This window comes from Agarilytica rhodophyticola (assembly GCF_002157225.2).
GTDB classification, from domain to species: domain Bacteria; phylum Pseudomonadota; class Gammaproteobacteria; order Pseudomonadales; family Cellvibrionaceae; genus Agarilytica; species Agarilytica rhodophyticola.
Genome location: NZ_CP020038.1, coordinates 89,017 through 103,446, shown reverse-complemented (window position 1 = coordinate 103,446; position 14,430 = coordinate 89,017). Strand labels below are relative to the sequence as shown.

The window sequence follows — 14,430 nt, the reverse complement described above, 5'->3', positions numbered from 1 at the left end:
TGTTGACTACACCTTGTTATAGGTGTCGATGTCTAATTTATCTTCACTTTTAGCAACAATAATAGAGGCAGCAGAGTCTCCAGTAATATTGACCGCTGTTCTGGCCATATCAAGAATACGATCTACACCAATAATAATAGCGATACCTTCAGCAGGCAGACCAACTTGCGCCAACACCATAGTCAACATAATTAGTCCGACGCCTGGCACACCAGCAGTTCCGATAGATGCCAGTGTCGCAGTTAAAATCACCATCATATAACCAGTAAAACCAATATCAATATTAAAGTACTGAGAAATAAAAACTGTGGCGACACCTTGCATGATAGCAGTGCCATCCATATTAATAGTCGCACCTAGTGGTACAGTAAAAGAGGCAATTTCATTTTTAACCCCTAAATTTTTCTCAGCATTTTCCAAAGTAACAGGTAAGGTCGCATTACTAGAAGCCGTGCTAAAACCAAAGACCCAAACATTTTTCATCTTCTTGAAGAAGGTCACTGGATTCAAGCCTGTGAAAAGCCACAACAATGTACCGTAACTTAAGAACATATGGATAATTAACACCAGCAATACATTGGTGAAATATTTTGCCAACTGTACAATATTCGCTAAGCCACTCTTAGCAAACATGGTAGCAATAAGACAAAAAACACCATAGGGCGCCAGGCGCATCAGCAGTAAAACCATCTGCATAACAACTTTATCAAGCTCAGTGAAAAAGTTTCTTACTTGCCTTGCTCCGTCACCCACCTTAGATAGCCCAATACCAAACAGAATAGCGAATATAATAATCTGTAGCATTTTGCCATCAGCCATGGCACTGACAATATTGGTAGGGACAAGATCTTTTAGGGTCGCCCAAATACTCGGGCTTTCTTTAGGTTCGAAGGCCTTCGCAGGGTCAACATTAATATTACCAACGCCGGGGTCAATAATGTTAGCCAACGCCAACGCCAAACTAATAGCGACAGCAGTAGTGATAAGATAGAAGGCTATTGTCTTGACGGAAATCATGCCGATCCGGCTGTTGCCGCCAATGGAACATACGCCACAAACCAGGGAGACAAAGACAAGTGGCACTACCAGCATTTTTAAGCTGGCAATAAAAACAGAACCGACTAGATCAAATACTCCACCTAGTAAAAAGCTATTAATATTTCCTAACAAACCCTCATTAGGTAGATTGAAAAAGATCAGCCCCACTACGGCACCCAAACCCATAGCAATTAGAATTCTTTTTGTCAGTCCCTGGGAAACATCGTTGTGATCGGTCATTAATCAAACCTCGAATTTCGCTTGTCGCGTATCTTATTATTTGCTTGTGGTGTGCAAGTGTATCGTGTGCGTTATTTTAAGCAAAGACCTATATCTCCTGCAGTGACAAACCTGTGAGAGACTTATGTCTATTAAAAGGCTCTAGCAATAAAAAAGCTCGCCGAAGCGAGCTTAATGTCAGGTATTTTTGAGCCACTTAAAACTTATAGCTCATACCTGCATAATAGTAGGCGCCATTGAAACCAAACGGTGCCGCACGGCGGGAAAACCTAAACACACCGTTACTATCAACAATCAAATCGCCATCGGGTCCGTTCTCAATAGCGCCAGAGCGAGAATTACCAATGGTGTTTTCGTCGGGTGTTACATCAAAGATGTTATTACCACCCACGTTGATACTGAAACTTTCGGTGAGATTGTAGTTTAGTCTAAGGTCGGTAACGATCTCAGCGCCATAGGTTTGGCGTCCTCCATCAGTTACACTGTATTCACCAAAGCGATTCAAGGACAACACAGCGTTGAAGCGATCCAAGGTATAGTTACCACTGAAGCTGATTCTATCCTCTGGCTGCCACTCCTCAATAATGGAAATATCCTGTTCACTAAATACATCCGATACAGCCACAGTGGATAAACCGCTGCCGGCTGGGGTAAAGAGCTCGGTCACTTCAGTTTCAGTGAAGTTGCCAGATAGCGTAAGGTCGAGGTCACCAGCACCCAGGCTCAAACCATAGGTTGCTACAATGTCAAAACCATCCGTTTCGGTATCAGCCCCATTAAGGAAAAATTGAGCGGCACCAGCGCCCGATGCCAATAAGGCAGAAGTGAGACTATCAGACAGACCAAAACCTAAGCGATTACTGATAACGATACGATCTTCGATATCAATATTATAGTAATCCAAAGTGATGGTCAGGTTATCCAATGGTGTTAGTACAAAGCCCGCACTGAAGCTCAAAGACTCTTCTTCTTTTAGCTGCGGAATACCAATATCCCCGGCCAACTCACTGTCATTACGGAAGGTGCCCACCTGCACAGCAATTTGAGGCCCGCCAATATTGTTAGGATCATCAACAAACTGGGTACTGATGTTATTGAAAAATAGCTGTTGCATAGAAGGTGCCCGGAAACCTGTACTTGCCGCTGCACGGAATCGCAGACTATCGGTAAGGCCAACACTACCGGCTAACTTATAGTTGGTGGTATCGCCGAAACCCGAGTAGTTATCGTGTCGAATAGCGGCACTAACTAGAGCATTATCACTGATCTCATATTCAGCATCGATGTAAAATGAAAAAACGTCTCGCGTTTCATCCACTTCTGAATCAGGCCCGATGCCGCCGAAACCTTGCAAACCTGCAGCTGCATCTTCATCACCATTAGCTGGATTGCCGTCATCATAAATACTTACCGGATTATTGGTAGCAGGATCTATAGTTGTATCGTAATCGAAGAAACCATAACGCTCACCGGCAGTGATTTTGTATTCATCTGTGCGAATTTCACTACCGATGGCTATTGTGAGGTCACCGTAGTTTTGTACAAAGTCTACATTAAAAGTACTTAATGACAGCTCCAAGCCATAGGCTCGACCAGAACGGGGAATTTGCGCTCGAATATCAGCGTCGCTCAAACCACGACCAAAACGCAACTCATTAGCAAATGATGCATTGATAGTGTCACTGGTAACGTAGTCAATGCTATTTTTACCTGTGGTATAGGAAATATCCAGCGAGGACTCATCATCAAAATTCACGCGATAACCGAAGTTGTAGGAAAAATCATCGATTTGAGAATTGATTTTGGGTAGAAAACCTTCGGGAATCACAGCGTCGCCGTCGGCCAACGGAGGATTGCCGTTACTGTTAGCATTATGGCGGAAGAAAGCTGCCGACTGGTTATCACGGTTGGAGTAGGTCACAAAGCCATAGATTTCTCCAGGGCCCGCGTTATAGGCGGCATTTAGAGTAAAGGCGACCTGTTCAGAATCCGCATCACCTATTCTAAAAGTATTACGATTGGCTGTAACTTCACGGGGATCACCAGGTTCTAAAATACCGTCACCATCGGTATCGACACACCCTGGAAACTGACATGAGCCATGTAAACCAGCGCGATTTGTATTACCACGATCTCGAAAATTTAAACTTGCGTTAAAATAGCCTTCGCTGCCAAGAGCAAAGCCTTTATTAATATTGACATTGGTAGTCTCACCATCGCCCTCAGAAAACTCACCATAGGAAACATCTACCTGACCGTATTCGGCATCCGTTTTCAGAACGATATTGATCACACCAGCAATAGCGTCGGATCCATATTGCGCGGCTGCTCCGTCGCGCAACACTTCTATTCTCTCAATTGCTGCCGCAGGTATTGCATTTAAGTCAGTTCCTGCAGTGCCGCGCCCAACAGAAGTATTAATATGGATAAGCGATGCCTGATGACGACGCTTACCATTAATAAGCACCAGGGTTTGGTCTGGCCCTAAACCTCTAAGTGTCGCAGGCCTTAAAGCATCGGTACCGTCACTAATACTGGAGCTGGAAAAGTTAAAAGAAGGAGCTAGAGCTTGTAACATTCGACCCACTTCCGTTTGGCCTGTGCGTTCTAATGCTTCTGAAGATAAAGTATCTACTGGTACAGGTAAGTCTTCCGCCGAGCGACCTGCAACCCGAGAGCCGACTACTACAAGTTCTTCTAAATTTGCATCGCCTTGTGCGAAAACAGGGGTAACACTCAGGCTCGACAAAATAGCCGTGCTTATAGCTACCACTAACCTTTTTGGTTTGATATTGATATTGCTCATTCATTACTCCTTAATTAGTACATATTTTATTCGCTATTAAATCTTATCCACCAAGCATAAGCTTCGTGGCCAAATTTTTTATTTAGTTTTTAAAATTAGACTTAAAAAGCGGGAAGGGCAGTAGTAGCCGAGAACCGCTATCGACTTACCAGTACGTTTAAAAATTAAAATTTTTGCAGCGCACGCATTTATTAATTATTGAGCAACCATTGTTTTGTTTATTTTTGGGGCACTCAATAAACATCGCGCATTAGATGTTTAAATAGCATTAGAATGCAAGAGTATTTCGCGACAAAATTTATACAAAAGCGATTAATACAAAAAAAGTTTATGATGAGTATAAATAACCAATGCTATGGATCTTTAATGATGGCGTAATTCATTCTCATCGCCATAGTATCTTAATTGCTTGGCTTACTAACAATAGTCATTTATTCACTTCTAACAGACATTATTAAAGATATGCGCGGACAAAGAACAGACGTTGAAATCAAAGAAATAAACTGGCGTGCTTTAGCATCACTTGGCCCATACCTATTTGAATATAAAAGTCGCATACTTTTGGCGATGTTTTGTCTAATAATGGCAAAAGTCGCAAGTGTAGGTTTGCCATTTATCTTAAAATATATTGTCGATGATTTAGAGCAAGCTAATGATTTTGCCGACGCTATCGCGATTCCCATTGCACTATTAGTTGCTTACGGTGCAGCACGCTTTTCAAGTGTTTTATTTGGTGAACTAAGAGATACGATTTTTGGTAGAGTTACAGAGCGTGCGATGCGCAGGATCGGCTTAAAAATATTTCGCCATTTGCATTCATTAGACCTAGACTTTCATCTCAACAGAAGAACAGGAGGCCTATCGCGAGATATAGAACGTGGAACTAATGGCATAAGTTTCCTACTACGTTTTATGGTATTTAATATTGTACCAACGCTGCTTGAAATAGGCTTTATCACTATCGCGCTATTAACTAAATACAATGTATGGTTTGCATTGATCGTACTAATTGCCGTAGCAACATACATAATTTTTTCTATTTTAGTAACAGAACTTAGGACAAAGTTTTTGCGCCAAGTAAATCATGCAGAATCAGAAACAAGTACACGTTCAGTGGATAGTTTATTAAATTACGAGACAGTGAAATATTTTACGAATGAAGAATATGAAGCTGAACGCTATGATCACGATTTAGCCACGTGGGAAAATGCTCGTCAAAAAAATCGGCTCTCTCTTTTCCTTCTCAACGGTGGCCAGGCATTTATCATAGCCGCAGCGGTAAGCAGTGCAATGATACTGGCTGCCTATAATGTGGTCGAACAAAACATGACCCTAGGAGATTTCGTTCTTATTAATGCTTTTATGATCCAGGTATTTATGCCACTAAACTTTTTAGGATTTGTTTATCGGGAGATGAAAGGCTCGATGGCAAATATCGAAAATATGTTTAGTTTGCTAAATCAACAGCCCAAAGTTAAAGACAAAAAAGATGCACAAGAACTCTTTATTAAAGAAGGCAAGGTTGAGTTTAGTCATGTATCTTTTGCCTATTCACCAGAAAGAAAGATTCTACAAGATATAAGTTTTAGTATTAACCCTGGTGAAAAAGTCGCCATTGTCGGCAGCAGCGGAGCAGGCAAGTCTACACTGTTTAAGTTACTGTTTCGTTTTTACGACTGCAATTCCGGTACGATTAGCATTGATGGTCAAAATATCTCTGAGGTTTCACTACACTCATTGCGCAAATCTATTGGCGTTGTGCCACAGGATACGGTTTTATTTAACACAACAATTATGGAAAATATTCGCTACGGGAATGTCACAGCCAGCGATGAAGAAATAGACAGCGCTATTCGTCTGGCGAACTTAGATGATTTCATCCGTCAACTGCCACAAGGCTTACAGACGCTCGTAGGCGAAAGAGGGCTGAAACTTTCAGGGGGAGAAAAACAGCGAGTATCAATCGCTCGCGCAATATTAAAAAATCCACCGCTCATGATATTTGACGAAGCAACTTCTTCTCTGGACAGTAAATCGGAAAAAAGTATTCTGCAATCCATCAATAAAATCAGCCGCGACCAAACGAGTTTAGTTATTGCGCATAGGCTATCTACTATTGTTGATGCTGATAAAATTATTGTCCTACAAAATGGACAAGTAGCAGAACAGGGAGATCATAAAACGCTGATAGGACTTGACGGCAAATATGCCCAGTTATGGAAAATACAACAGGCAGAACAACACTAATATCTGTCTTATCTTCATTTACGTTATTTTTCATTTATTCACGAGGCCTCAAGAATGAAAAAACTAGTGCTATGTCGGCATGCAAAATCTAGTTGGAAGTATGATGTTGACGATATCTATCGGCCGTTGAATAAGAGAGGGCTTGATAATGCGCCAGCAATGGCTCGTCATTACAGAGGCAACCCTCCCGATATTATTCTGTGTTCCCCTGCCGTAAGAACTTACGCCACAGCACTCGCTTACATTAATGAAAATAGCTGGCCGTTATCACTGATATCCCTGCAGCAAGAACTGTATGAAGCAAGCAGTGAAAATCTTTTACAAGCTCTCACGTACCTCGATACGCATGAAAAAAACAATTACGTTTGGTTAATTGGTCACAATCCTGGTCTAGAGTTGCTCGCAGAATACCTTAGCTGTGATGATATTGAGCCGATGGTTACCAGCTCAGTAGTAGAATTTAAGTTGGATATCACCCATTGGAGAGATATTGAGCACAAAAGCGCTCATATTCGTTACCGCTCTTCACCAAAAGAAGTTTTGACTTAACTATTAACCTGGCGAATTAATAATGCGAACAGATTCTTAAAAACGTAAGGAGGTGCCCCCCTTTATTCGCTATTTGTATTTTTCGTTAGCTTTATAAGCTTCAACTTCCAAAGGAGCATTTTTGTAGCCATGGGTAGCGACTTAAGTAAGGTAGCGTGTCAGTATTTTTTGAAATGAACCTTATCTTTCATACTGCATTACATGCATAAGTTCATGGGCGAGTCTAGGTTTTGTTAACTCATACTCCTTCACCGTATAAATAGAGCAACCTCCCCCCTTACGCAGCGTTTTCGAGATTTCGACCTTGCGCTGCTGCCCAAACAATAGCATTCGCAAAAAGTCGTCGGTAGTAAGGATTTCGATAGGCCACTTGGTCATGACCAAATTGCAGATAAGCAATGGATGAATTGAGCGCTTTCTTCGTCCAACCAACAAGATTTGAGCCTTCGGGGTGCTGTTGAAAACCAACACCGCCATAGCGGAATTTGTCAGCAGTAAAAGTAAAATCGCTGCGTAGAAGAGGTTGCACCTCATCTTCAAAAACCGGCATCATGTAAGCTTCATCACAATAGGGGAAGCTCTCACCAAGGCCTTGCACAATGGGGTGCTCAGGGTCTTCTACTGTAATGGTTTGTTGAACTCGAAAACGATAACCAGAACCTGGATACTTCACTCCCCTTAGTTCGCCAGGTAGGAAGTGAAACCGGCCACCAATCCAATCAGCATATTCTGGCCATGTGGGCCAGCTAGCAATAGCGTGATGCATAAATATCATGGGTTTGCCTTGCTCAAGCAGAGTACGGAAATTATTCTTGAAATTTTCCGTTGGCTCAGAGATGGCGAAAGGTGAATTTTGTCTGGTAAAGGTCACGCCAGGCATATCGTAGAAGACCACCACATCATAAATTGCTACTCCCTCTTGTGTCAGCACTGCTTCTGCTGCCGGGTGCTCAACATGAGTCCAATTAATAAAAGTGTTTTCAGTAGGACTCTCTATTGCATCGATGGTCTCGAAGAAAGGTTCACGTTCAAATGGATGACCTTTAGTGACTAAAAGTGCCTCAATTACTTGTGCCATAATGCTCTCCTATTAAAACGTCTCAACTTCGCTCGAATGGAGCCCTTAACTAATAATGTGCTGCTTACTTCATGTGATTTAGCCGATTGGGTTAAGCTTGAGCACTTGGGCGCAGTGCCATACGTGCACGCCAATCTGCAAGACTAGTTAATTCTGACGGCACAGCGATACCCACGAATTCAGCGAAATCAATGGCACACATGGCGGTGATATCCGCGGCAGAAAAACTATCAGATGCAATATATTTAGAACCGGCTAAATGACGATCGAGACGTTTATAAAAAGCTAGTACACGGTCAGTGCCACGTTCAGCTAGTGCAGGAACCTGTGCAGTATTATTAGTGCCAGGAATAGAACGGTTTTCGAAAGCAGGATTAGTATTGCGAAGCACGTCAGCCGTCGGGGTAAAAGCGTCACCTTCGATTTGACGAACCCACGATTCAATTACAGCTTTTGACTTAGCACTTTCACCATAAAGTGGAGGTTCGGGTTTTACTTCTTCAAAGTATCGGCAAATAGCACTCGCCTCATCTACAATAGAGCCATCATCAAGTTGCAAAGTTGGCAATACACCACGTGGATTTATCGCTAAGTAATCGGATTTAAGATTTTCACCATTCATAATATCAATTTGAACTTTTTCAATATCGATATCTTTTTCAGCGAGAAATACACGCACACGTCGCGGGTTAGGCGCACCGGCCATATCAAATAATTTCATTGGTCATTCTCCGGAAAACTGGATGTTAGCGAGACACCATGTTTTTAGTTGACTCAACAGCTTCAGATTCTTCTTCTGGGCTGTTGAAGTTTGTTTGGTGAGGTACAGCAGCGCCGCGGGCCAGTGCTGGCCGGGCTTCTAACTGATCAAGCCAACGCTTAACATGCTCAAATTGGCTAATGTCGACGCCTGCAAAGTTGTGCACACGTACCCAACTCCAATTGGCAATATCCGCAATAGAATAATCACCGGCCAAATATTCATTTTTCTCTAGCTGTGAATTAAGTACGCCATATAGTCGACGAGTCTCATTTTGATAACGTTCAATTGCAGCAGGAATTTTCTCCGGAAAATAACGGTAAAAAACATTGGCTTGTCCTTGCATAGGCCCAACGCCGCCCATTTGAAACATTAACCACTGCATAACATTGAAACGGCCTTTGATATCTGTCGGTATTAATTTTCCGGTTTTTTCCGCGAGATAAACCATGATTGCACCGGACTCAAAAATAGTTAGTCCATCTTCATCATGATCGACAATGGCCGGTATACGACCATTGGGATTAATAGAAACAAACTCCGCTTGTTTTTGAATACCGCTAGTAATATCAATTGGCTTAACGTTGTAATCTAAGCCTAGCTCTTCCAGTGTTGCTGAAACCTTCCAACCATTGGGTGTGACCCATGTATAAAGATCAATATTAGACATTTTCTTAACTCCACTTAATTGAGCAACCCATGCTCGGTATTTGTTGGCTTGGCCCTTTTCCGGTACTTGCAATTTGTTTCATCGCGTTAACAAGTTCCTTGTTCCTATTGGCGGGATTGCCCATGCGAGCATCATCTAAACGACCACGGTATTGCAGTTCACCATCTTTGTTAAAACCGAAGAAATCCGGAGTACATACGGCGTTATAAGCGCGCCCAACTTGCTGAGTTTCATCAATTAAATAGGGAAAACTAAAGTTGTGTTGCTTAGCAAACTTCTTCATAAAAGGAGGGCTGTCTATCTCAACATAACGATAGTCATTAGACATAACTGCCAGAACATTAATACCTTCGGCCTGCAGTTCGCGCACATCTTCAGAAAAGCGTTCAGCAATAGCTTGTACGTAAGGGCAATGGTTGCAAATAAATGCGATTAAAAGACCTTTGTCACCGAGTTGCTCGGACATGGTATAACTATTTCCGTCCGGGTCTCTAAGGGTGAAGTCGGGCGCCTTCCAACCAAAATCACAGGTAGGGGTATCGAGTAACATGATTACTATTTCCTTGGTTATTTTTTAAAAAAACATTACCGGGGCTACCCGACCTAATTCTTTTCTTTAAGAAAATCGCAACAGCAAGAATACAGCCGAGAACCGTTCCACTAATTTTTAAGCAGCAGTGGAATCTTCAGATGACCAGACATTTGCTTTAAATGCATCATCAACATCAGTATGAGTAATGTGGTTGGTGTAGTTAGACATGACCTTAAGGCTTGTGCCTAAAATTACTTCTAAAACTGTTTGACGGCTGTAGCCTGCAGCAATAAGTGCAGAGACTTGCTCATCACTAGGCCAGCCGCGAGTTTCATTTACCGTAACGGCAAAAGTTCGTAAGGCTTCAAGCTTTGGATCGGCGATAGCTGTTCCAGCACGTAAGGCATCAATAACATCTTGTGGTACTTTTTTCATTTGCGAGATTGTAGTATGGGCAGCCATACAATAGGTGCAACCATTTAAACGATTATTAGTCATCAAAATAATCTGACGTTCAGTCTCACTAAGATTAGATTTATCAAAGATATTGGCTAACGTCAGATAACCTTCTAGCAAGGCCGGCGCTTCAGCCATCTTGCCAAACAAATTTGCCTCTAAGCCGAAAGCTTGTTTTGCGCTTTTAAGAAGTGGCTTCGCTTCTTCAGAAGCTGTATCAATTTTATAAGTAGTGAAATCAACCATGGGGACTCTCCGCTATTTTAAGTTGTTAATCAGATTCATATTATTTACCGCAAACAAACTTAAGCATGTCTGTAGCGATCAGTACAAACAGTATATGCCTGTCTGTAGCGATCGGTCAACACTATTGTGGTATTTTTTCACTTATTTTTAATTTATCTAATAAAATCAAATAGTTAGGAGTTCTTCATGGATAGTTAAGAGCATCATCACAGGTAAATATCCTAAAAAGAAGAGACATCCGCTTTAAAGATATAAACCTAGGTTGAATTGCTAAAGACGAGGAGGGGGGGTACAGAGGGGAGTACAGAGAGACGCGAAGGCAGATACAAGATAGTATTCATAGAATCTCAACGCAGTATGAGCTCAGGTAAGGCAAGTGATCAAAAAAAGATGGCACAAGCCTTAATAAATAAATTACTTAATAGGTATAAAGCTGACACTACTCTCCCAGTTTTTATGCTTCCAGTAAATCAAAGGAGTATCATGAATAGAGCAACGTATTGGAGCTTGTACCAAGGGCATCTTATTTGGATGGTATCCATTATTAATATTGGTATTGGTTTCTTAATACCTAACTTCGATGTCTTGGCAAAAAGCATTAGTCATGTGGCACTGGAGGCACCTATCTACTCTGTTACTCATCGAGCCGCAGATATTTTGATTGGAATATCTATGTGTGTTTTTAGTATAGGCATTTACGCATCTAGTAAGTATAGATTTTCTAGTGGAGCACTAACTATCATGCTGCTTGGTTTTAGTATGATAAGTGCAGGTATATGGACGTTGGAAAGCCCTTTGCACCTGTTATATAACTTGTCAATATTTATGATACTTATTCCGGTGTGTGTCGCACTGGAGTTCAAGGGCAGGCTCAGCTCAAATAGATTCGAGGAGCTTTCAATAATACTATCACTTATACATGTTTTTATGTTTTGGTTAATTTACGCTGGTTTTATACCATCTTCATACAACGGTTTAATACAGCGCATGTGGGCAATCCCTACAATGGGATGGTTTGGTTATGCAGCAGTTGTCATAATCAATAACAAACATCGAATTATAATAAACTCAAGCAAAGATATTTCACAAAGCAAAGCTTAAAACCTGTTGACAAAGAGTTTGCTATGTTAACCTTTTTTAGCGGCACTTTTTTCAATATTCAAGAGGCATTAGGAATAATATGAAGGTATTAGTAGCGATATTACTTACTGTACTGTTAACAGCATGCACCCCCAGCCTCATGTCCTTTACAGAAGGTGGTTGGGATATAACCGGCGTTGTTGATAATGTGGAAAGGTTAGCAGGCCCTGAAGCTGTTGATTGTGGATTTCATGACTTACAAGGTGCGAAAGGGCAAGGCAGTGTACTCTATGGCATCGAGTGTGTAAGAAGAGCGATTATACATAAGCGCTCTGTAAAATTCGGAACGAATGAAGCCCTACCAGACTCCACTGTCACAGAAATACTTATACGTACACAAGATAAAAAATATTGGACAGTTCTATACGAGCGCATGCTAGACTCAGACGAATTGCGACTATCTGTACACGCTTGCGAATCAATTAAGATTCACAGAGATAGTAATTCATACGAAAGTAAAAAATGTGTCGAGCAGCCAACCAGTAAGTGGCTCTAGGGAAATATAAATATGAAAATTATTTTAGATGATTTGAGCGATGGTAAAGTCGCTCAACTTTTAAATGAGCACTTACAAAACATGCAGGAATACTCTCCTGCAGAAAGTATCCATGCTTTAGATCAAGAAAAGTTGAAAGATTCGGCAATAACATTTTGGTCTGCCCGAATTAACGGCGAATTGGCAGGCTGTGGTGCATTAAAAGAAATATCACCGACAGCAGGTGAATTGAAGTCGATGAAAACTAATGATGCCTTTTTACGTAAAGGCGCAGCTTCAAAAATATTACAGGCAATTTTGCAAGAAGCCAAAGAAAGAGGTTATAAAACTCTCAGCCTTGAAACTGGTAGCGATCAATTCTTTGGCCCGGCCATTAATTTGTACAAAAAATATGGATTCGTCGAGTGCGGGCCTTTTGGTGATTACAAGCTAGATCCCTATAGTAAATTTTATTCGGTGTGTTTGGAAAACTCTAAAACATTAGATTAAGAAGTCCTTTCAGCTGCAGCTAGACTGTATCAACCCAAAACTCACCTTGATATACTATATAAACTTATTAACAGACTTTAAGAAAATATTTAGGAGATAAAATATGTCTGTGAAAAGCCGCCGGGTACAGGAATACGGCAGGGGAGCTCGCACAAAAAGTTTAGTGCTAAAAAGCCTATTCGAAACATCCACTCCCAACAAGTGGACAATGCCCAAAAGCCGAAAAAGCTCTAAAGATAAAAAAGACGACAGTTCGACTGAAGATAAGCACACCGCCAGCTCAGCTGATTTAAAAGCAGTTCTTCACAAGGACGGTGATTACAAAGGCAATTTCAGCGACTACATAAAGACAGACAACGATAGAAAAGATGTTTATATGACAATCAGTGCTAACGCCAAACATCTCTTTGGAACACACCGCCCATTAATTTTGGAGCTATTTGAGAACTATTTCAAACTAGGCAGTGTAGAATGTAACTTCAACTACAAAGCGGTGCTACAAAAAGCAGATAGTGCAAATGGCAAACGACGCACGGGCGGATGCAGCAAACCCTATAATTGGGAAGCGCATCATCTGATACCCGGCGAAGCATTTACCACAATGGAAACAAAAAAAGGAAGTAAAGAAGAGATTTTTACACCGACACAATATCAACTGCTATTAATGTCTGATTATGATATTAACCATGGTCATAATATAATTGCTTTGCCAGCTAATAATATGGACTTTTTTCAACCAGTTCACGATCTTATTCAGCATCCCAGCAACCATGCCGAATATACCAAATTGGTTATAAAAGAACTAAAAGCGCTAAAACAGGATCTACAAGATGCGGAAGATGAGCTTGGAGAAGATCATCCACAGGTTACTGTTGCGATAACAAATTCACTTAGAGATCGCAATCAGCTTGAAGATAAACTTTGGAAATTATTAATTAAAATAGGAAAGGCATCTGTAACAGCCAAAGTAACAAAAGAAGCAATGGAATTAGAGGCAGAAGAACGGGAGTTACTTAAGTATCAAGCAAAATCGGGAACAAAATATAAATACGGCGCATTGAAATAAAAGAGGGCTATGTAACAATGAAATATTGGTCATTTTTCGCGAACTCGCTCGAAGATGGGGCGGTTTTGTCCACTGTTCCTGCTGATGGCCCCAAGGCAAATAAATATCGCAAAGGTAAATCTCTAAAGGCTGGTTATCCCGGTATTGACGATGCAGTGATGTGCTTTGATCCTAATTATGAAGAGAGGCTAAAGCTTTACGATATTTTAGATTGCCTAGATGGTGTTGTAGTAATACACGAGAAAGTAAAAGAGTTATTCGAAGCTGAAGGCATAAATGAAGAATTTCTTAATGTGAGAATTTGGGATCATCTAAACCGCCCAGTGTCAGATGACTACTATATATTTAACTGCTTAGAGTTAGTGGACTTTATCGACATGGAAAAATCAAAAGTTGCCTTCAATGCTTTTTTCCCGGATCGGATTAAAAATATTTCCAAACTTTCGGTTAAGCAAAATGTATCATCAGACGCCAAGATATTTGCCCCCATTAATATGACAACTCAGCTATTTATTGATGATACTTTAAAAAAAGCATTAGAAGAGGCGAACATTACGGGCTTTAAAACCTTTGCAGCAGATGGTTGGGACGGTCTACCGGTGTAGGCTTTTAAAGCA

At 41.1% G+C, this 14,430-nt stretch carries 14 protein-coding genes; 7 read left to right on the top strand and 7 right to left on the bottom strand.

All coding sequences use genetic code 11. The annotated features are described in order from the left end of the window. Positions 1-6 precede the first annotated feature (6 nt). Both BVC89_RS00460 and BVC89_RS00455 read right to left on the bottom strand, forming a co-directional pair. A complete protein-coding gene (locus BVC89_RS00460; RefSeq protein ID WP_086929341.1) occupies positions 7-1,278 on the bottom strand; it encodes a dicarboxylate/amino acid:cation symporter in 1,272 nt (423 codons plus the stop codon). Between the two features lie 196 nt (positions 1,279-1,474). Further along, positions 1,475-4,084, bottom strand: a complete 2,610-nt coding sequence (locus BVC89_RS00455; RefSeq protein ID WP_086929340.1) for a TonB-dependent receptor plug domain-containing protein — start codon at positions 4,082-4,084, stop codon at positions 1,475-1,477. A 462-nt stretch (positions 4,085-4,546) separates the two neighbouring features. Here BVC89_RS00455 and BVC89_RS00450 point away from each other — a divergent pair, with 462 nt between their 5' ends. Both BVC89_RS00450 and BVC89_RS00445 read left to right on the top strand, forming a co-directional pair. After that, positions 4,547-6,331 (top strand): ABCB family ABC transporter ATP-binding protein/permease, encoded by a 1,785-nt coding sequence (locus BVC89_RS00450; protein WP_086934449.1) that lies wholly within the window; start codon positions 4,547-4,549, stop codon positions 6,329-6,331. Between the two features lie 54 nt (positions 6,332-6,385). After that, positions 6,386-6,880, top strand: a complete 495-nt coding sequence (locus BVC89_RS00445) for a SixA phosphatase family protein (RefSeq protein WP_086929339.1) — start codon at positions 6,386-6,388, stop codon at positions 6,878-6,880. A 277-nt stretch (positions 6,881-7,157) separates the two neighbouring features. On the opposite strand, the gene BVC89_RS00440 is transcribed toward BVC89_RS00445, so the two are convergent. The 5 genes from BVC89_RS00440 to BVC89_RS00420 all read right to left on the bottom strand — a co-directional run bounded on the left by BVC89_RS00440 (position 7,158) and on the right by BVC89_RS00420 (position 10,622). After that, the gene (locus tag BVC89_RS00440) at positions 7,158-7,958 is read right to left on the bottom strand and encodes a ThuA domain-containing protein (protein ID WP_086929338.1); all 801 of its coding nucleotides are present in this window, start codon (positions 7,956-7,958) and stop codon (positions 7,158-7,160) included. 91 nt (positions 7,959-8,049) lie between these two features. Beyond that, positions 8,050-8,679, bottom strand: a complete 630-nt coding sequence (locus BVC89_RS00435) for a glutathione S-transferase family protein (protein ID WP_086929337.1) — start codon at positions 8,677-8,679, stop codon at positions 8,050-8,052. Positions 8,680-8,704: 25 nt separating this feature from the next. After that, on the bottom strand, positions 8,705-9,388 hold the full coding sequence (locus tag BVC89_RS00430) for a glutathione S-transferase family protein (RefSeq protein ID WP_086929336.1): 684 nt from the start codon (positions 9,386-9,388) through the stop codon (positions 8,705-8,707). 4 nt (positions 9,389-9,392) lie between these two features. Next, complete coding sequence (locus tag BVC89_RS00425; RefSeq protein WP_086929335.1) at positions 9,393-9,938, bottom strand: thioredoxin family protein; 546 nt, start codon at positions 9,936-9,938, stop codon at positions 9,393-9,395. A 117-nt stretch (positions 9,939-10,055) separates the two neighbouring features. Beyond that, entirely contained in the window at positions 10,056-10,622 is a 567-nt protein-coding gene (locus BVC89_RS00420) for a carboxymuconolactone decarboxylase family protein (protein ID WP_086929334.1), read from the bottom strand. 483 nt (positions 10,623-11,105) lie between these two features. Here BVC89_RS00420 and BVC89_RS00415 point away from each other — a divergent pair, with 483 nt between their 5' ends. The 5 genes from BVC89_RS00415 (at position 11,106) to BVC89_RS00395 (ending at position 14,418) form a co-directional block, all read left to right on the top strand. Then, positions 11,106-11,723, top strand: a complete 618-nt coding sequence (locus tag BVC89_RS00415) for a DUF998 domain-containing protein (protein WP_086934448.1) — start codon at positions 11,106-11,108, stop codon at positions 11,721-11,723. Between the two features lie 79 nt (positions 11,724-11,802). Continuing rightward, the gene (locus BVC89_RS00410; protein ID WP_086929333.1) at positions 11,803-12,258 is read left to right on the top strand and encodes a hypothetical protein; all 456 of its coding nucleotides are present in this window, start codon (positions 11,803-11,805) and stop codon (positions 12,256-12,258) included. Between the two features lie 12 nt (positions 12,259-12,270). Continuing rightward, positions 12,271-12,747: a GNAT family N-acetyltransferase gene (locus tag BVC89_RS00405; RefSeq protein ID WP_086929332.1), complete on the top strand. Its 477-nt coding sequence runs from the start codon at positions 12,271-12,273 to the stop codon at positions 12,745-12,747. Between the two features lie 103 nt (positions 12,748-12,850). Beyond that, positions 12,851-13,813, top strand: a complete 963-nt coding sequence (locus tag BVC89_RS00400; protein ID WP_086929331.1) for an AHH domain-containing protein — start codon at positions 12,851-12,853, stop codon at positions 13,811-13,813. Positions 13,814-13,830: 17 nt separating this feature from the next. Further along, positions 13,831-14,418, top strand: coding sequence for an imm11 family protein (locus tag BVC89_RS00395; RefSeq protein ID WP_086929330.1), 588 nt, complete (start codon positions 13,831-13,833; stop codon positions 14,416-14,418). The last annotated feature ends 12 nt before the right edge of the window (positions 14,419-14,430 follow it).